The following is a 17,210-nucleotide window of genomic DNA, read 5'->3' as shown; positions in this document are numbered from 1 at the left end:
CGATCGAGGAGCCGCTCGTGCCCGCCTGCCCCACGCCCACCCGCAGCACGCCCGCGCGTTCCCGGGCCGCCGTCGCCGGTCTCGCTCTCGCCGTCGCAGGCGCGCTGCTCGGTGCCGCACCCGCCGTCGCCGCGCCGGACGCCGGCGCCCCCGGCACCGTCACGGCATCGGCGCCGCTGCCGCAGGACCTCTGGTACCCGGGTACGGCGGACGCGCAGCGTCTGACCTACTGGACCACCGGCTCCAACGGTGAGCCCGCGCTGAGCACCGGGGCGGTCTTCGTCCCCGAGGGCGAGGCGCCCGAAGGCGGCTGGCCGGTGATCTCCTGGGCACACGGCACCGTCGGACTCGGTGACGACTGCGCGCCCTCCCTGGTCGGACCCGGTTCCCGCGACCGGGATTTCGCCTACCTCGGGACCTGGCTGTCGCAGGGCTACGCCGTCGTCGCCAGCGACTACGCCGGCCTCGGCACCCCCGGCACGATGCCCTACCTGGACGGCAAGGCGGAGGCCCACAACGTCGTCGACATGGTCAAGGCAGGTCGCAACGCCGAACCCAGCCTGTCGAACACCTGGGTCGCGATCGGCCAGTCCCAGGGCGGCGGTGCCGCCATCACCACCGCCCGCTACGCCACCGAATTCGGTGGCCGCGAACTCGACTACCGCGGCGCCGTCGGCACCGGCGTACCCGCCTACATCGAGAACATCGTCGCCCTGGCCGGCCCGGACTTCCCGCCGCTCGCGCTGCCGTCCGGTCTCACCGCGTACGCGCTGTACATCCTCGCCGGCCTGAACGCCGCCCACCCCGAACTCGACATCCCCGGTCTGCTGAACGACGAGGGCCGCGGCTGGCTCGCCACGGCCGAGACCGAGTGCTACGCACCGTTCAAGGCGTCGGTCGGCGGCCTGGTCATCGGCTCGCTGTTCGACAAGCCGCTGTCGACGATCCCGAACATCGGCGGCGTCCTCACCGACTACATGGGCGTCCCCGAAACCGGTTACGACAAGCCGTTCTTCATGGGTCAGGGCCTGAAGGACACCGACATCATCATGCCGTCGACGCTGCTGCTGGGGAGCACCCTCGCCCGCAACGGCGAGCCCGTGACCTTCAAGACCTACCCGACCGACCACAGCGGCACCATGGCCGCGTCGTTGCCCGACACGGTGCCGTTCGTGCGGGCCCTGTTCGACGGGCAGACCCCCGGGCGGTCCTTCGGTAGCTGACCCGAACTCGGCGGGACGTCGCGGTCAGAGCTCGGCCGCGACGTCCCCCCGATCCCGGATGCGGGGTGTCGACTTCGCGCCGAAGTAGTCGCCACCCTTGCGTCGGACGTCGTCGGTGCCCCAGTCCCGCTTCCGCGCAACGGGCTGCATCTGCGGAATGTGCTTGCGGCAGTGGATGTATGCCTCCTCGACGTCGACCACCACCCAGCGCTCCGGGGTGCGTCCACCGGCATGGTCGACGGGCAGGTCGGGGACCTGCGCGCGCAACTCGGGGTCCTCGAGGACGCGGGCGCTGCCGTTGACGTGCAGGCCGATGAGGTCGTGCACGAAATCGATCATCAGGATGCCCACGTGCGGGTTCTCCCGGATGTTGCCGAGACTCGCCATCACCCCGTTGCCGCGGTACTCCGGGTAGGCCACCGTGCACGGGTCGATGACGTGCACGAACCCGGGCGGCCCGGCGCGGAAGGTCGAGTCGCATTCGCCCCGCGCGTCGGCCGTCGCGATGAACGCCATCTCCTGCCTCGCGGTGAACTCGATCATCGCCGGGTTCAGGTGGGTGAGCACCTGATCGGAGTAGAACCGTGCCGCGCGCTCGGTGGTGCCGTGCTCACGCTGCAGTTCACGTTCACCGACACTCCCCGCGGTGTCACGAATGGTCATGGATCTCCTGGGCGTCGGCGACCGGCTCGCGTACCGGGCATGGTCGAGGTGCAGTGCGTAACGCTAGCCGGACGGACAGGTCCGACGTCGGAGCTCCCCGCGGAATCGCCGGACGCGCCCCGGGTCGCGGAACGCTCTAGGATTCTCGTTCGTGACGAAGCGAGAGATCGCAGCGTGGCCCGCCGGACTCGCGTGGACCCTGCACGGCGACGGTCGGGCGATCGCCGACGGCGCGGTGGTCGCGCCCGACGAACGTCTCAGCTGGCCGCGCACCGTCGGCATCGGGATGCAGCATGTCATCGCGATGTTCGGGGCCACCCTGCTGGTTCCGACCATCACCGGATTCCCCGTCACCACCACACTGCTGTTCTCCGGCATCGGCACCGCGCTGTTCCTGCTGATCACCCGCGGACGCGTACCCAGCTATCTGGGATCGTCCTTCGCGTTCATCGCCCCGCTCACCGCGTCCGCGGCGGAAGGGCCGGCCGCACAGCTCGGTGCGGTGCTGACCGTGGGCGTGGTGCTGATGCTCGTCGGACTGATCGTCAAACTCGCCGGCGCCCGCGTACTCGACGCGGTGATGCCGCCGATCGTCACCGGCGCCGTGGTGATGCTCATCGGGTTGAACCTGGCTCCTGCCGCGGTCGGCTCGTTCGAGGCGCAGCCGCTCATCGCCACCGTCACCCTCGTCGCCGTCCTCGTGGTCACCGCCGTCGGGCCGGGTCTGCTCGGCAGGCTCGGGATCCTGGTCGGTGTGGCGGTCGGCTGGGTGTTCGCCGCGCTCACCGGCGGACTCTCCGACGAGCGGGTGGACGCGTTGCGGGACGCGGCGTGGGTCGGCCTGCCGCACCTGCGCGGTCCCGAGTTCCGGTGGTCGGTCATCGCGTTGGCGCTTCCCGTCGTCATCGTGCTGATCGCCGAGAACGTCGGACACGTCAAGGCCGTGTCCGCCATGACCGGCCGCAACCTCGACGCGGTCGCCGGCGACGCGCTGTTCGCGGACGGCCTCGCAACCACCCTCGCCGGTGCGGGCGGCGGTTCGGGCACCACCACCTATGCGGAGAACATCGGCGTGATGGCCGCGACCCGGGTGTACTCCACCGCCGCCTACTGGGTCGCCGCCGCGACCGCGATCGTGCTGGCGTTCTCGCCGAAGTTCGGCGCACTGGTGTTCACCGTGCCCGACGGAGTCATCGGCGGCGCGACGCTCGTGCTCTACGGGCTGATCGGAATCCTGGGTGTCCGCATCTGGGCGGAGGCGAGGGTCGACTTCACCGACCCGGTGAACCTGACGGTCGTCGCGGCGGCACTTGTCGCGGGCATCGGAGATCTGACGCTGACCGTCGGCTCCGTCGAACTCGGGGGCATCGCGTGGGGCTCGGTCGGCATCCTCGTCGGCTACCCCCTGATGCGATGGCTGGCGCGCTGGCGGCGCTGAGCGTCACCTGCGGCGCCACCGCCGGCGTGCGCGCTCGACGCTCGACCAGTCCTGGTAGCCCAGTCGCCGGGCGATCTCGGACCGCGGGATCCCCCGTTCCCGGAGCAGGTTCTCGGCGACGCTGCGGCGTACCTCCTCGAGGAGTTCGCGGAAGGTCGTGCCCTCGTGCTCGAGGTGCCGGCGCAGGGTCCGCGGTGCGTAGTGCAGGCTCGCCGCGACCTCCTCGAGGGTGAGGTCCAGTGACGACTGGTCGAGCAGGTGGGTGCGCACCCGGGCGGCGACGCCGGTGTGGTGCAGCCGTTCGACGCGGATCCGTTCGCACTGCGCCACCATGAGCTGGGTCGTGTGCGCATTCGCCATCGGCGGTTTCTGGTCGAGATAGCTTGCGTCGTAGACGAGTTCGCTGCGTGTGCAGCCGAACGCGACCGGCACCCCGAAATGGTCGCGGTACACGTCGTCGTCGTCGCTGCCGGCGAGTCGAATCTCCAGCAGGGGGACCTGCTCGGGACCGGGGAAGAGTTCGCGCTGGATCTGGACCACAGCGGTGAGGTCGCGTTCGACGACGAAGCGCCGGATGTCCTCGGGCACGTCGTCGGCGTGGAGTGCGAGCACGTATCGGTCGCCCGGGTCGATGCGGGCCGTCATCGTCGTGAACGCGAAGGTCAGCATCGCGTAGTGCAGACCGCGTTCGACGGTGTCACGGACCGTGGCGGACGCGGTGAGGAGGTACCCGAGGTAGCCGTACGCCGTCAGGTGGTACAGCCTGCCCAGTTCGACTCCGAGTCCCGGGCGGGCGCCCGCAGCGGACACCAGGTTCCGGATCACCGCCATCTCCTGGCGGGCCTCGACCAGGGCTTCGGCGTCGCCGACGGACGCGGGATCGATGTGCGAGCCCCGCAGGAGCGCGTCGGGGGAGAGTCCGTGCTGGGCCGCCCACTCGCACATGATCGCCACGGACACCGTGGTGCGCGGGTGATCCCACGGGTCGGTGATCGCCGCGATCACGCGCTTGGACGCCTCCGTGGCCGGCGTCGGGGAGCATTCCGCGAGGTCAGGGCGAACACCGGCGCTGGTCGTCACACCGGCCAGTTTCGCCGACCTCCGTGATGTCGTCAACGAGTTCGGCGGACCGGTGTGGCCGGAACTGTCGGGTTGTGGCCGCGCCGGTCCTGGTCGATCCGAGCGCCGCGCCCTACGGTGATGCTGCGTGATGTGAATCACAATCGATGGGGATTGTGCCTGTCCACACAGTACGAGGAGGCGTTGCATGAAGGTCAAGGCTGCGGTCGTCGAAGAGGTCGGAGCGCCCTGGAAGATCACCGAAGTCGAGCTCGGCGACCCGGTGGCCGGTGAGGTCCAGGTGCGGCTCGCCGCGTCGGGACTGTGTCACTCGGACGCCCACGTGGTGGCGGGCAGCAGTCCGGTGCCGTTCATGCCGGTTCTCGGCGGCCACGAGGGAGCCGGTGTGATCACGAAGGTCGGCCCCGGTGTGACCGGACTCGAGGAAGGCGACCACGTCGTCCTCGCCTTCATCCCCGCGTGCGGCACGTGCCCGTCGTGCGCGACGGGCCTGCAGAACCTGTGCGACGAGGGTGCCGGTCTGCTCACCGGCCAGGCCATCGCGGACAAGACGTTCCGCGTCACCCGCGACGGTCGGCCGGTCATCCAGATGTGCCTGCTCGGCACCTTCGCCCCCTACGTCACCGTCAGTCAGGCATCGGTCGTCAAGATCGAGAAGGACGTGCCGCTCGAGGTCGCGGCTCTGCTCGGATGTGGCGTCTCCACCGGCTGGGGGTCGGCGACGGAGATCGGCGACACCCGCCCCGGCGACACCGTCGTCGTGATGGGCATCGGCGGCGTCGGCATCAACGCCGTGCAGGGCGCGAAGTTCGCCGGAGCCCGCTACGTGGTCGCGATCGATCCGGTGGACTTCAAGCGCAAGAAGGCGTTGGAATTCGGTGCCACCCACACCTACGCGTCCGTCGCGGAAGCCGCTGCCGAACTCCCCGACCTGACCTGGGGCAAGATGGCGCAGGTCGTGATCATCACGGTCGGCGAGATCGAGGGCGCGCACATCCAGCAGGCACTGAGCCTGACCGCGAAGGGCGGCCAGGTGACCGTCACCGGCATGGGCAACTTCGCCCAGGCGACCGTGGACCTCAACCTGTTCGAACTGACCCTGCTGCAGAAGCGGGTCCAGGGCGCGATCTTCGGCGGTGTCGGCCCCCGCACGCAGATCCCCAAGCTCCTCGACCTCTACCGGTCCGGCCACCTCGAGCTCGACGAGTTGGTCACCACCCGCTACCGGCTCGAGGAGATCAACCAGGGCTACCAGGACATGTTCGACGGCAAGAACCTGCGCGGAGTCGTCGTCTACTCCGACGAGGACCGCTGAGTAGACACCACCCGACCCCGAACGAACCGGAGAGTGCATCGATGCGCAACCACGACAAGAACTACATCGACGGCAAGTGGATCCCGTCCAGCGGTGGCACGCGGATTCCCGTCACGAACCCCGCCACCGACGAGGTCATCGCCGAGGTGGTCGCAGGCACCGCCGCCGACGTCGACGCCGCGGTCGCCGCCGCCCGCGCGGCGTTCCCGGCCTGGTCGGCGACGCCGGTGGCGCAGCGCGCCGACTACCTGAGCGCGATCGCGGGCAAGCTCGTCGAACGCTCCGAGGAGCTCGCCCGCACCATCTCCTCGGAGATGGGTTGCCCGATCTCCGTCGCGCGCGCCGTCCAGACGCCGCTGCCGATCAACAGCTTCGCCGAGGCCGCGAACATCGTGCGGGAGTACGAGTTCGAGAGCGAGCACCGGGGGTCGACGGTCGTGCGCGAGCCGTTCGGCGTGCTCGGGGCGATCACGCCGTGGAACTACCCGCTGCACCAGATCGCACTCAAGGTGGCCTACGGGCTCGCCGCGGGCAACACCGTCGTCGTCAAACCCAGCGAGGTCACACCGCTGAACGCGATCACCCTGACGGAGATCATCGACGAGGTCGGCCTGCCGCCGGGTGTGTTCAACATCGTCTTCGGCACCGGCGCGGAGGTCGGCGAGGCGATCGCCGGGCACCACGACGTCGACGTCGTCAGCTTCACCGGATCGACCCGGGCGGGCAAGCGGGTGTCGCAGGTCGCGGCGGCGACTGTCAAGAAGGTGTCGCTCGAACTCGGCGGCAAGAGCCCCAACGTCATCCTCGACGACGCGGACCTCTCCGCGGTCGTCCCGGCGTCGGTCCAGGCGATGATGATGAACTCCGGCCAGACGTGCACCGCACTGACCCGCATGATCGTTCCGCGTGACAGGGTCGCCGAGGTCGAAGCGCTCGCCAAGGCGACCGCCGACGCACTGCCGGTCGGCGATCCGACCGACGACGGGACGGCCGTCGGGCCGCTGTCCTCGCGGGCCCAGCAGAGGCGGGTGCTCGGATTCATCCGCACCGGGATCGAGGAGGGGGCCCGCGTGGTCACCGGCGGCGAGGTCGACACCGACGCCCCCGGCGCGTTCGTGCGCCCGACGGTGTTCTCGGATGTCACCCCGGACATGACGATTCACCGCGAGGAGATCTTCGGGCCGGTCCTCTCGATCGTGGCGTACGACTCCGAGGCGGAGGCGATCGCCATCGCCAACGACACCGACTACGGGCTTGCGGGTGCGGTCTGGGGCTCCCCGGACCGAGCCGAGAAGGTCGCCCGGCAGATCCGGGCCGGGCAGGTCCAGGTCAACGCGGGCGCCTTCAACCCGAACGCGCCGTTCGGCGGCTACAAGCAGTCCGGTCTCGGACGCGAGGCCGGCGAGTACGGGCTCGAGGAATTCCTCGAGGTCAAGTCGATCCAGCGATAGGTGCGCTTCGCGCAGTGGTGCACTTTCGGAGGTCCCGGCGTCCGTAAGTGCACCACTGGCGAAGCCACGACGGAAGGGAGTGACCGGATGCCACTCGAACCGGTGTCGCAGGCGCTGCTGGCGGCGCTCGCCGAGCAACGTGACCCCCCGATCCACGAGGGAACACCGGCCCTGGCTCGGATGTCGGGGCCGATCTTCGCGGGCCTGAGCGGCCGCGGACCGGACGTCGCGGCGGTGCACAACCGCAAGCTCGAGACGGCGGACGGCGGGAGATTCCGCGTCCGGGTGCTCGTGCCGGACGGGGAGCCGCAGGCGGTGATCGTCTACTTCCACGGCGGCGGCTGGGTGCTCGGCGACATCGACCTGCAGTACGACCACGTCGGCAGGCACCTCGCCAACCTCACCCGGTCCACCGTCGTCCTGGTCAACTACCGCAAGGCCCCCGAGCACCCGTATCCGGCCGCGATCGAGGACAGCTACCTCGGGTTGTGCTGGGCGGCCGAACATTCGGCCGAGTTCGCTCCGGCCGGTGTCCCGCTGATCGTGGCCGGCGACAGTGCGGGCGGCAACATCGCCGCGGTGATGACGCAGTGGGCGCGGGACCGTCGGGGTCCGACGATCGACTACCAGGTGCTGGTCTATCCGGTCACCGACTGCGACTTCGACCGCCCGTCCTACGTCGCACCCGAGAACCAGCTGCTCCTGAGCCGCGACACCATGATCTGGTTCTGGGGGCACTACCTGCCGGACGAGGAGGCCAGGAAGAGTCCCGACGCCTCACCGCTGAGGCAGCCCGATCTCACCGGCCTGCCGCCTGCGCTGGTGTACGTCGCGGAGTGCGATCCCCTGCACGACGAGGGTGTCGCGTACGCCACGGCGCTCGCCGCCGCGGGCGTCCCGGTTGCCGTCGAGGAGGCCGCCGGGCAGATGCACATCTTCTTCCAGATGCCGAACATCCTGCCCGGATACCAGGCGGGCATCGAGCTCGTCGCCGATCACATCGGCAAGTTCCTCGCCGGGTCCGCGCCCGGCGCACTCGGAAAGGAGGCGTGAACGATGGCCGACCACGACGTGATCGTCATCGGTGCCGGGTTCGCGGGCCTCTACCAGCTCTACAAGCTGCGGGAGCTCGGATTCGACGCGAGGGTCGTCGAAGCCGGACCCGAGGTCGGTGGTACCTGGTACTGGAACCGCTACCCGGGCGCCCGCTGCGACATCGAGTCGATCGAGTACTCCTACTCGTTCGATCCGGAGTTGCAACAGGATTGGAACTGGACCGAGCGCTACGCCTCCCAGCCCGAGATCCTCGAGTACATCCGGTTCGTCGCCGATCGGCACCAGCTGCGTCGGGACATCGACTTCGAAACCCGGGTCACCGCACTGGAGTTCGACGACGACACGAACGAGTGGATCGTCACCACCGACCGCGGTTCACGCACCGCCCGGTTCGTGATCGCCGCGACCGGATGCCTCTCGGTACCCCTGACGCCGCAGTTCGACGGCCAGGGCGACTTCGCGGGCGACGTGTACTGGACGTGGGACTGGCCGGAGGGCGGTGTCGACCTGACCGGCAAACGGGTCGCGGTCGTCGGTACCGGGTCGTCCGGGCTGCAGACGATCACGGCCGTCGCGCCCGTCGTCGGTGCGCTCACGGTCTTCCAGCGCACTCCGTCGTACGCGGTGCCCGCGCACAACCAGCCCATCGCCGACGTGCTCACCGCGGTCAAGCAGCGGTACCCGGAGTTCCGGGAGGTCAGTCGCCTGACCCGGGGCGGTGCCCAGTGCGGCGAGGGCGCCGCCCTGCCACCGTTCTTCGTCGACCTCGACGACGAGGCCACACAGGCCGAACTCGGGAGACGCTGGGAGAACGGGGGACTGTGCTACCAGCAGTCGTTCTTCGACCTGCTGCAGGACCCCGAGGCCAACGAGGTCGCCGCGGAGTACGTCCGCGCCCGCATCCGGGAGAAGGTGAAGGATCCGGACGTCGCGGAGAAGTTGACGCCCCGCTCCTATCCGATCGCCGCGAAGCGGATGTGCGTGGACACCGGCTACTTCGAGGTCTACAACCAGGACAACGTCACGCTCGTGGACCTGAACGAGGAACCACTCGTGCGGATCACCGAACGGGGGATCGTGGCGGGCGAGACGGAACACGAATTCGACGTCATCGTGCTGGCCACCGGCTACGACGCGATGACCGGTGCTCTCGATGCGATCGACATCCGGCACGACGGGCAGACCCTCCGGGCCAAGTGGGCCGACGGTCCCCGCACCTACCTGGGGCTGATGTCCGCGGGGTTCCCGAACCTGTTCACGGTGACCGGGCCGCAGAGCCCGTCGGTGCTGTCGAACATGCTCACCTCCATCGAGTACCACGTCGAGTGGATCAGCGATGTCCTCGTGCACATGCGCGACCACGGGATGAGCCGCATCGAACCGGAGATCGAGGCGGAGGAGAACTGGGTCAACACCACCAACGACATCGCCGACCTCACGCTGTTCCCGAAGGCGGCGTCCTGGTACATGGGAGCGAACGTGCCGGGCAAGCGGCGGGTGTTCCTGCCCTTCGCGGCCGGCGTCGGTGCCTACAAGCAGATCGGTGACGGCATCGCGATCGCCGGGTACCACGGCTTCGAACTCGTGTGAGGGCGCGGGAGACCGTGACCGACTCGCCGTCGGTCACGGTTTCCGCTCGGTCGGGTCATCGACCGGCGTCGGCCCGCGACCTAGCCTGGGGCAATGGAACGCACTCTCTTCGAGCCCGAGCACGAACTCTTCCGTGAGTCCTACCGCAAGTTCCTCGACCAGGAGGTGGCTCCGAACCACGACAAGTGGGAAGAGCAGAACATCGTCGACCGCGAGGTCTGGCGCAACGCCGGTGAACAGGGCTTCCTCGGTATGGCGGTGCCGGAGGAGTACGGCGGGGGAGGCGTCGAGGACTTCCGCTACAACGCGATCGTCACCGAGGAGACCACCCGCCGCGGGTTCAGCGGGATCGGTTTCATGCTGCACAACGACGTCGTGGCGCCGTACCTGGTCGAGCTGGCCGACGAGGAGCAGAAGCAGCGGTGGCTGCCCGGCTTCTGTTCCGGCGAGCTCATCACCGCGATCGCGATGACGGAACCCGGCACCGGATCCGACCTGCAGGGCATCAAGACCCGTGCCGTCCGCGACGGCGACCACTGGATCCTCAACGGCTCCAAGACGTTCATCACCAACGGCATCAACGCCGACCTCGTCATCGTCGTCGCGCAGACGGACCCCGACAAGGGCGCGCAGGGCTTCTCGCTGCTCGTCGTCGAACGCGGCATGGAGGGCTTCGAGCGGGGACGCAACCTCGACAAGATCGGACTCAAGGCGCAGGACACCGCCGAGCTGAGCTTCACCGACGTCCGGGTGCCCGCCGCGAACCTCCTCGGCGAGGAGGGGATGGGCTTCCTGTACCTGATGAAGAACCTGCCGCAGGAACGACTCTCGATCGCGGTGGTCGCTGCGGCCGCGATGGAGTCGGCGCTGGAGATGACGATCCGGTACGTCCGCGACCGCAAGGCGTTCGGCAAGTCGATCGGCAGCTTCCAGAACACCCGTTTCGAACTCGCCGACCTCGCGACCCAGACCCAGATCGCCCGCGTGTTCGTCGACAAGTCGATCGAACTGCTCAACGCCGGCAAGCTCACCGTCCAGGAGGCCGCGATGGCCAAGTACTGGACCACGGACCGGCAGGTCGAGCTGATCGACCGCTGTCTCCAGTTGCACGGCGGCTACGGCTACATGCGGGAATACCCGATCGCGAAGGCATACCTGGATTCTCGGGTGCAGAAGATCTACGGCGGCACCAGCGAGATCATGAAGGAGATCATCGGGCGCAGCCTGAATCTCTGATCGGCGCGCAGGGGCGGCGACACGGCCGGCGCCGGGAGAGTTTCTCCCGGGGCCGGCCGTGTCGTGTCGGCTGCCGGTCAGATCTTGCGCATCACCGTGACGACCTTGCCGAGGATCTGCGCGTCGTTGCCGGGGATCGGCTCGAACAGCGGGTTGTGCGGCATCAGCCACACCTCGCCCTTCGTACGCTTGAACGTCTTGACCGTCGCTTCGCCGTCGATCATCGCGGCGACGATGTCGCCGTTGTCGGCGACGGACTGCTGACGGACGACCACCCAGTCGCCGTCGCAGATCGCGGCCTCGATCATCGACTCGCCGACCACCTTGAGCAGGAACAGCGAACCCTGCCCGACCAGTTCGCGCGGCAGCGGGAACACGTCCTCGACCGCTTCCTCCGCGAGAATCGGACCGCCGGCCGCGATTCGGCCGAGGACCGGCACCAGCGCGGCCCTGGGGCCGCCGGCTTCGGCGGAATCGCCTGTCGCAGTGGTCTGTTCGATGCCCGCGGGCAGATCGGTGGCGGGCACCGGCTCGTCGAGCCCGCGCACGTCCACGGCGCGGGGGCGGTTGGCGTCGCGGCGCAGGAAGCCCTTGCGCTCGAGCGTCCGTAGCTGGTGGGCCACCGATGACGTCGACGTCAGCCCGACCGCATCACCGATCTCGCGGATGCTGGGCGGATAGCCGCGTTCGCTGACCGACGCCCGGATCACCTCGAGGACGCGGCGCTGCCGGTCGGTGAGCCCCGCCGTGAGGTCGGTCCGGCCGGGGGCGGCCGCCGACCCTTCGCTGGAGCTGTCGTCCTTCATCGAGCCCTCCTGGGTTCTCGTGCGGCGTGCCGGGTCACGTGCGGCCTGCTGGTGGGTGCGTCAGGCGGGTCTGGAGTGGCGCCTGAGCGCAGTGTGGCTTCTCGTGTCGAATCTAGTCCGAAAACTCCCGCTGATCAAACATCTGTTCGACGCGAGGCGAGACTTTGTCGGTGCGGCGTGGTAGAAAATCGAACATGCGTTCTTTCGAACGGGTGATCGAACGGCGTGTGTGACTCCTGACCACCAGGCGAACAGGCGGAGGTTCTGATGAGCGTTGCGATGGATATCAGTGGCGTGGCGGGTGGCGACGGTGCGGCCGGTGGCGACCGGAAGCGCACGGCGACCCGCGTCGGCGGTGCGCGCCGGCAAGTGGACCCGACGCGGCCCGGCGGTCGGCCACTGTCGTACGAAACGGCACGCATTCGGGTCTCACGGGCGCCGCACGAGCGCGGGGTCGAGGACGTCGGCTGGTCGACGGTGGTGGTCGGCATGATCGCGACGGCGCTGGTCGTGGCCGGGCTGTTCGGCATCGCCCAGTTGCGGTCGGGTGGCACGGTGCCGGCCCGGACCGACGTCGTCCAGGTGCGTGAGGGTGAATCGCTCACCGACATCGCGGGCCGCGTCGTCCCGGATGCGCCCGCGTCCCGAGTGGTGGCGCGAATCGTCGAGTTGAACGCGCTGTCCGGCTCGGGTCTGCATCCGGGGCAGTCCCTGATCGTGCCGGTGTCCACGGTGGGCTGATGGGCAAGATCACGGCGACCGAACCCGCGGCGGTATCCTCGAACATTGTTGGTTCCACCACCTCGAGTGGATCGCGCGGACCCGGCTCGGCCGGGGCCCACGATCGCCGCCACGGTTCAGACGAAGGACTCGCCATGCATTGCCCGTTCTGCCGGCATCCCGATTCGCGCGTCGTCGACTCGCGGGAGGCGGACGAGGGGCAGGCCATCCGGCGTCGTCGCTCCTGCCCGGAATGTGGCCGGCGGTTCACCACGGTCGAGACCGCCGTGTTGTCCGTGGTCAAGCGCAGTGGGGTGACCGAGCCGTTCAGTCGCGAGAAGGTCGTTCGCGGGGTGCGGCGGGCATGCCAGGGGCGTGACGTCGCCGACGACGCGCTGTACCTGCTGGCCCAGAAGGTCGAGGAAACCGTGCGCGCCAACGGTTCCGCCGAGATTCCCAGTAACGAGATCGGCTTGGCCATCCTGGGCCCCCTGCGTGATCTCGACGAGGTCGCGTACCTGCGGTTCGCGTCGGTGTACCGATCCTTCTCCTCGGCGGAGGATTTCGAACGGGAGATCAAGGACCTGCGGGCGCACCGCAACGAGGCCTCCGCGCCGACCCCGACCACCTGACCGGCGCGCCGAGTCGCGACGCTACTTCGTGATCGCGGCGATCGCCTTGCGGATCCGCTTGTCCGACACCGGGTACGGCGTACCCAGCGCCTGCGCGAACAACCCGACCCGCAGTTCCTCGATCATCCAGCGGATCGCATCGACGTCCGAGTCGTGGTGCCGTCGCGGGTCCAGGCGCGCCAACAGCGTGCCGTACTCGTCGAAGACGCCGTCCAGCACCGCGAGGCTCTGCCGGTCGCGGACCGCGGAGCCGGGCAGCGCCTCGAGCCGAGCGATCGCCGCGTCGAGGTATCGCGGCAACTCGCGAAGACGTGTGGCGCCGGTCTCGGACACGAAACCGGCGTACACCAGTGCGTCCAATTGCTCGCGCACGTCGTCGACGGCATCACCGCGGGCGCCGTCGAGCAGCACCCGGAGGTGCTGGAAACGGGCCAGGACCGGAACGGCCAGCCGCACCAGCACGGCGACCTCGCGGGCCAGCTCCGTGCGGACCGCGCCCTGCAGGGCGGTGAAACCCTCGGGGGTGCGCGGCGGTCCGCCGTGCCGTTCGATCAGCGCGTCGACGGCGCAGGTGCGGCAGTCCTCGACGAGCGCGTCGACGCTACCGTGCGGATTCTGGCTCAGCGCCAACCGGTCCCGGGTGCCGAGACCACCGATCGCCGACTTCGTCGGGGTCGCGATCGCCTCGAGCAGCAGCGCTCGCGTACCCGCGAGCATCGCCCGGCGTTGCTCCGCCGCAGTCGCCAGTACCCGAACGGCGACCCCGCCGTCCTCCGGGACCAGCGCGGGATAGCCGACGACCTTCTGGCCGCCGAGGTTCCGGGTGACGGTGTCCGGCACCGTGCCGAGCGTCTCCGACGTCCACACGGACGCGGCCGGCCGTTCTGTGGTCGCGGTGGCCTTCGACACCGCCGCGGCCACGCGTCGGGACTGACCGGACCGCAGGTCGTCGAGACTCTTGCTGCGGCCGAGGACCTTGCCGGCCGGGTCGACGGCCGCGAACGTCATCCGCAGATGGTCGGGGACCGACGTGAGGTCGAAGTCCGCCGGCGTGATCGGGGTGCCCGCCATCCGGGTCAGCTCCCGCGCGACCCCCACGGTCAACGGCTCGGTGCGCGGCTTGACCACCGACAACGCCGCCCGGGCGTAGTCGGGGGCGGGAACGACCGTGCGGCGCAACGCCTTCGGGAGGGTCTTGATCAGGGCCGTGACGAGTTCCTCGCGCATGCCCGGAACCAGCCACTCGAACCCGACGTTGCGGACCTGTGCCAGCAGGGCGACCGGGATGCGTGCGGTCACACCGTCGTCCTCGGTACCCGGTTCGAACTGGTACGTCAGGGGGAACGAGATGTCGCCCTGGCGCCAGGTGTTCGGGTAGTCGCCGCCGAGGACGGTGGTCGCCTCGGGATTGACGACGTTCGCCGCGGTGAACGTCAGCAGATCCGGGTTCTCCCGCCGTGCCTTCTTCCACCAGGTGTCGAAGTGCCGCGCCGAGACCGCTTCCGCGCCGACACGCTGGTCGTAGAACTCGAAGAGTGCCTCGTCGTCGACGAGGATGTCGCGCCGCCGGGCCCGGGTCTCCATCTCCTCGACGTCGTCGAGGAGCGCGCGGTTGGCGTGGAAGAACCGGTGCTGGGTCTGCCACTCGCCCTCGACGAGTGCGTGCCGGATGAACAGCTCCCGCGAGGCCTCGGGGTCGATCGCCGAGTAGGTGACGGCCCGCTTGGCGACCAGCGGGATCCCGTACAGCGTGACTCGCTCGTACGCCATCGCGCAGGCCCGCTTCGAGGACCAGTGCGGCTCCGAGTAGGTCCGCTTGACCAGGTGCGGTGCGAGCTTCTCGGCCCACTCCGGTTCGATGCCCGCGGCCATCCGGCCCCACAGGCGGGTGGTCTCGACGAGTTCGGCGGCCATCACCCAGCGCGGGGGCTTCTTGAACAGCGACGAGCCGGGGAAGATCGCGAACCGTGCGCCGCGGGCGCCGAGGAAGTCCTTCTTCTCGCCCTCCCGCAGTCCGATGTGGGAGAGCAGTCCCGCGAGGAGGGCCTGGTGGACGGAGTCGGGGGAGGCGTCCGTGTCGGCGACCGACCAGCCGAGGGAGCGGGTGATCTGGGACAGCTGCCCGTGCAGGTCCTGCCACTCCCGGATCCGCAGCCAGTGCAGGAACTCGGCCTTGCACATCTTGCGGAACTGGCCACCCGACAGTTCCCTCCGCTGTGCGCGCAGGTACTCCCACAGCTTCTGGTAGGCCAGGAAATCGGAGCCGGGAACGGTGAACCGCGCATGCTTCTCGTCCGCGGCCTGCTGATGCTCGGCGGGACGCTCGCGCACGTCCTGGATGGACAGCGCGGAGACGATGACGAGCATCTCCCGCAGGCACCCGGTGTGGTTGGCCTGCGCGAGCATCCGCGCCATCCGGGGGTCGACGGGGATCTGGGCGAGTTCGCGTCCGACCGGGGTCAGTTCCGCGGGCGCGTCCTTGCGCGCCGGGACCAGCGCACCGAGTTCCTCGAGCAGCGCGACGCCGTCGCGCACCGCCCGCGGGTCGGGTTTCTCCACGAACGGGAACGCGGCGATGTCGCCGAGTCCGAGGGCGGTCATCTGCAGGACCACCGACGCCAGGTTGGTGCGCAGGATCTCGGGCTCGGTGAACTCGGGGCGGGACTCGAAGTCCTCCTCCGAGTAGAGGCGGATGCAGATGCCGTCCGCGACGCGGCCGCAGCGTCCCGCGCGCTGCCGCGCCGATGCCTGCGAGATCTCCTCGATCGGCAGCCGCTGCACCTTGGTGCGCACCGAGTACCGGGAGATGCGAGCGGTACCGGGGTCCACGACGTACCGGATGCCCGGCACGGTCAGCGACGTCTCGGCGACGTTGGTGGACAGCACCACTCGGCGGCCGCTGTGCTTCTCGAAGACGCGGTGCTGCTCCGCTGCGGACAGCCGGGCGTACAGCGGCAGGATGTCGAGGCCGCGGATCCTGCGTTCCCGCAACGCGTCCGCGGTGTCGCGGATCTCCCGCTCACCGGACAGGAACACCAGGATGTCGCCGTCGCCCTCGGCCATCAGCTCCTCGACGGCCTCGCCGACCGCGTCCACGGGGTCGCGGTCGATCGTCTGTTCGCCGACGTGCACGGTCAGCGGCCGGTACCGCATCTCGACCGGGAAGGTGCGGCCGGAGACCTCGACGATCGGGGCGGGCACGCCGTCCACGGCGAAGTGCTCGGCGAACCGTTCCGGGTCGATCGTCGCGGAGGTGATGATCACCTTGAGGTCGGGCCGCCGGGGCAGCAGCTGCTTGAGGTAGCCGAGGATGAAGTCGATGTTGAGGCTGCGCTCGTGGGCCTCGTCGATGATGAGTGTGTCGTAGCGGCGCAGCAGCCGGTCGCGCTGGATCTCGGCGAGCAGGATGCCGTCGGTCATCAGCTTGACCAGGGTGCCGTCGGACACCTGGTCGGTGAACCGGACCGTGTAGCCGACGGTGTCTCCGAGATCGGTGCCAAGTTCCTCCGCGATCCGCTCCGCTACGGTGCGGGCGGCGAGCCGGCGTGGCTGGGTGTGCCCGATCAGTCCGCGGATGCCGCGACCGAGGTCGAGGCAGATCTTGGGGATCTGCGTGGTCTTGCCCGATCCGGTCTCGCCGGCCACGATCACCACCTGGTGGGCCTCGATGGCGGCGGCGATGTCGTCGCGTCGGGCGCTGACCGGCAGGGCCTCGGGATACGTGGTGGCCGGGACGGCGGCCCTGCGGGTGGCGATCCGAGCCCGGGCCGTGGTGATCTCGCGCTCGAGCGCAGCGAGAGCCTCGGGGGAGCGGGCCCGGTCGAGTTTGCGGCGCAGGCGGTGCTCGTCGCGCAGGGTCAGGTCGGGCAGGAGCCGGGTGAGCTCGCGTCGGTTCGGACCCGACGGCGCGGCGGAAGGCGTGGTGGACATGCTGCGACCAGACTAGCGGGCACAGGGCGTGCGAGCGTCGTCGGCTGCGCGGTGGCGTCCGACGGGCGAA

13 protein-coding genes are annotated in these 17,210 nt (G+C 69.5%); 9 read left to right on the top strand and 4 right to left on the bottom strand.

What is annotated here, in order from left to right; translation table 11 throughout:
* Positions 1 to 17 precede the first annotated feature (17 nt).
* The gene (locus tag ACFYVR_RS02780; RefSeq protein WP_387469355.1) at positions 18 to 1,223 is read left to right on the top strand and encodes a lipase family protein; all 1,206 of its coding nucleotides are present in this window, start codon (positions 18 to 20) and stop codon (positions 1,221 to 1,223) included.
* 24 nt (positions 1,224 to 1,247) lie between these two features.
* Here the strand turns inward: ACFYVR_RS02780 and ACFYVR_RS02775 are convergent, their stop codons facing one another.
* Positions 1,248 to 1,886 (bottom strand): pyridoxamine 5'-phosphate oxidase family protein, encoded by a 639-nt coding sequence (locus ACFYVR_RS02775; RefSeq protein ID WP_387469353.1) that lies wholly within the window; start codon positions 1,884 to 1,886, stop codon positions 1,248 to 1,250.
* 151 nt (positions 1,887 to 2,037) lie between these two features.
* Between ACFYVR_RS02775 and ACFYVR_RS02770 the strand changes: the two genes are divergently transcribed.
* Entirely contained in the window at positions 2,038 to 3,324 is a 1,287-nt protein-coding gene (locus ACFYVR_RS02770) for a uracil-xanthine permease family protein (protein WP_387469351.1), read from the top strand.
* A 3-nt stretch (positions 3,325 to 3,327) separates the two neighbouring features.
* On the opposite strand, the gene ACFYVR_RS02765 is transcribed toward ACFYVR_RS02770, so the two are convergent.
* Positions 3,328 to 4,404: an AraC family transcriptional regulator ligand-binding domain-containing protein gene (locus ACFYVR_RS02765; RefSeq protein WP_387469348.1), complete on the bottom strand. Its 1,077-nt coding sequence runs from the start codon at positions 4,402 to 4,404 to the stop codon at positions 3,328 to 3,330.
* Between the two features lie 187 nt (positions 4,405 to 4,591).
* Between ACFYVR_RS02765 and ACFYVR_RS02760 the strand changes: the two genes are divergently transcribed.
* The 5 genes from ACFYVR_RS02760 (at position 4,592) to ACFYVR_RS02740 (ending at position 11,052) form a co-directional block, all read left to right on the top strand.
* Complete coding sequence (locus ACFYVR_RS02760; RefSeq protein ID WP_387469346.1) at positions 4,592 to 5,719, top strand: NDMA-dependent alcohol dehydrogenase; 1,128 nt, start codon at positions 4,592 to 4,594, stop codon at positions 5,717 to 5,719.
* Positions 5,720 to 5,760: 41 nt separating this feature from the next.
* Entirely contained in the window at positions 5,761 to 7,170 is a 1,410-nt protein-coding gene (locus ACFYVR_RS02755) for an aldehyde dehydrogenase family protein (RefSeq protein ID WP_387469344.1), read from the top strand.
* An 87-nt stretch (positions 7,171 to 7,257) separates the two neighbouring features.
* Positions 7,258 to 8,223, top strand: a complete 966-nt coding sequence (locus ACFYVR_RS02750; RefSeq protein ID WP_387469342.1) for an alpha/beta hydrolase — start codon at positions 7,258 to 7,260, stop codon at positions 8,221 to 8,223.
* Positions 8,224 to 8,226: 3 nt separating this feature from the next.
* Positions 8,227 to 9,816, top strand: coding sequence for a flavin-containing monooxygenase (locus tag ACFYVR_RS02745; protein ID WP_387469340.1), 1,590 nt, complete (start codon positions 8,227 to 8,229; stop codon positions 9,814 to 9,816).
* Between the two features lie 93 nt (positions 9,817 to 9,909).
* A complete protein-coding gene (locus tag ACFYVR_RS02740) occupies positions 9,910 to 11,052 on the top strand; it encodes an acyl-CoA dehydrogenase family protein (RefSeq protein WP_387469338.1) in 1,143 nt (380 codons plus the stop codon).
* A 77-nt stretch (positions 11,053 to 11,129) separates the two neighbouring features.
* On the opposite strand, the gene lexA is transcribed toward ACFYVR_RS02740, so the two are convergent.
* Entirely contained in the window at positions 11,130 to 11,858 is a 729-nt protein-coding gene (gene lexA / locus ACFYVR_RS02735; protein ID WP_387469336.1) for a transcriptional repressor LexA, read from the bottom strand.
* Between the two features lie 267 nt (positions 11,859 to 12,125).
* Here lexA and ACFYVR_RS02730 point away from each other — a divergent pair, with 267 nt between their 5' ends.
* On the top strand, positions 12,126 to 12,599 hold the full coding sequence (locus ACFYVR_RS02730; protein ID WP_387469334.1) for a LysM peptidoglycan-binding domain-containing protein: 474 nt from the start codon (positions 12,126 to 12,128) through the stop codon (positions 12,597 to 12,599).
* Between the two features lie 134 nt (positions 12,600 to 12,733).
* Complete coding sequence (gene nrdR / locus ACFYVR_RS02725) at positions 12,734 to 13,210, top strand: transcriptional regulator NrdR (RefSeq protein WP_387469332.1); 477 nt, start codon at positions 12,734 to 12,736, stop codon at positions 13,208 to 13,210.
* 21 nt (positions 13,211 to 13,231) lie between these two features.
* Here the strand turns inward: nrdR and hrpA are convergent, their stop codons facing one another.
* Positions 13,232 to 17,140, bottom strand: a complete 3,909-nt coding sequence (hrpA, locus tag ACFYVR_RS02720; protein ID WP_387469330.1) for an ATP-dependent RNA helicase HrpA — start codon at positions 17,138 to 17,140, stop codon at positions 13,232 to 13,234.
* Positions 17,141 to 17,210 lie beyond the last annotated feature (70 nt).

Origin of the sequence: Rhodococcus sp. NPDC003318, assembly GCF_042879035.1 — a bacterium.
In the GTDB taxonomy this organism is placed as follows: domain Bacteria; phylum Actinomycetota; class Actinomycetes; order Mycobacteriales; family Mycobacteriaceae; genus Rhodococcus_G.
Note: the sequence above shows the minus strand (reverse complement) of the source record. Positions and strands in the feature narration are given on the sequence as shown.

Excerpts from the sequence above, each read along its gene's own strand:
- ACFYVR_RS02775 (WP_387469353.1), bottom strand. The coding sequence starts at position 1,886 with ATGACCATTCGTGACACCGCGGGGAGTGTCGGTGAACGTGAACTGCAG.
- ACFYVR_RS02760 (WP_387469346.1), top strand. The coding sequence starts at position 4,592 with ATGAAGGTCAAGGCTGCGGTCGTCGAAGAGGTCGGAGCGCCCTGGAAG.
- ACFYVR_RS02755 (WP_387469344.1), top strand. The coding sequence starts at position 5,761 with ATGCGCAACCACGACAAGAACTACATCGACGGCAAGTGGATCCCGTCC.
- ACFYVR_RS02750 (WP_387469342.1), top strand. The coding sequence starts at position 7,258 with ATGCCACTCGAACCGGTGTCGCAGGCGCTGCTGGCGGCGCTCGCCGAG.
- ACFYVR_RS02745 (WP_387469340.1), top strand. The coding sequence starts at position 8,227 with ATGGCCGACCACGACGTGATCGTCATCGGTGCCGGGTTCGCGGGCCTC.
- ACFYVR_RS02740 (WP_387469338.1), top strand. The coding sequence starts at position 9,910 with ATGGAACGCACTCTCTTCGAGCCCGAGCACGAACTCTTCCGTGAGTCC.
- lexA (WP_387469336.1), bottom strand. The coding sequence starts at position 11,858 with ATGAAGGACGACAGCTCCAGCGAAGGGTCGGCGGCCGCCCCCGGCCGG.
- ACFYVR_RS02730 (WP_387469334.1), top strand. The coding sequence starts at position 12,126 with ATGAGCGTTGCGATGGATATCAGTGGCGTGGCGGGTGGCGACGGTGCG.
- nrdR (WP_387469332.1), top strand. The coding sequence starts at position 12,734 with ATGCATTGCCCGTTCTGCCGGCATCCCGATTCGCGCGTCGTCGACTCG.
- hrpA (WP_387469330.1), bottom strand. The coding sequence starts at position 17,140 with ATGTCCACCACGCCTTCCGCCGCGCCGTCGGGTCCGAACCGACGCGAG.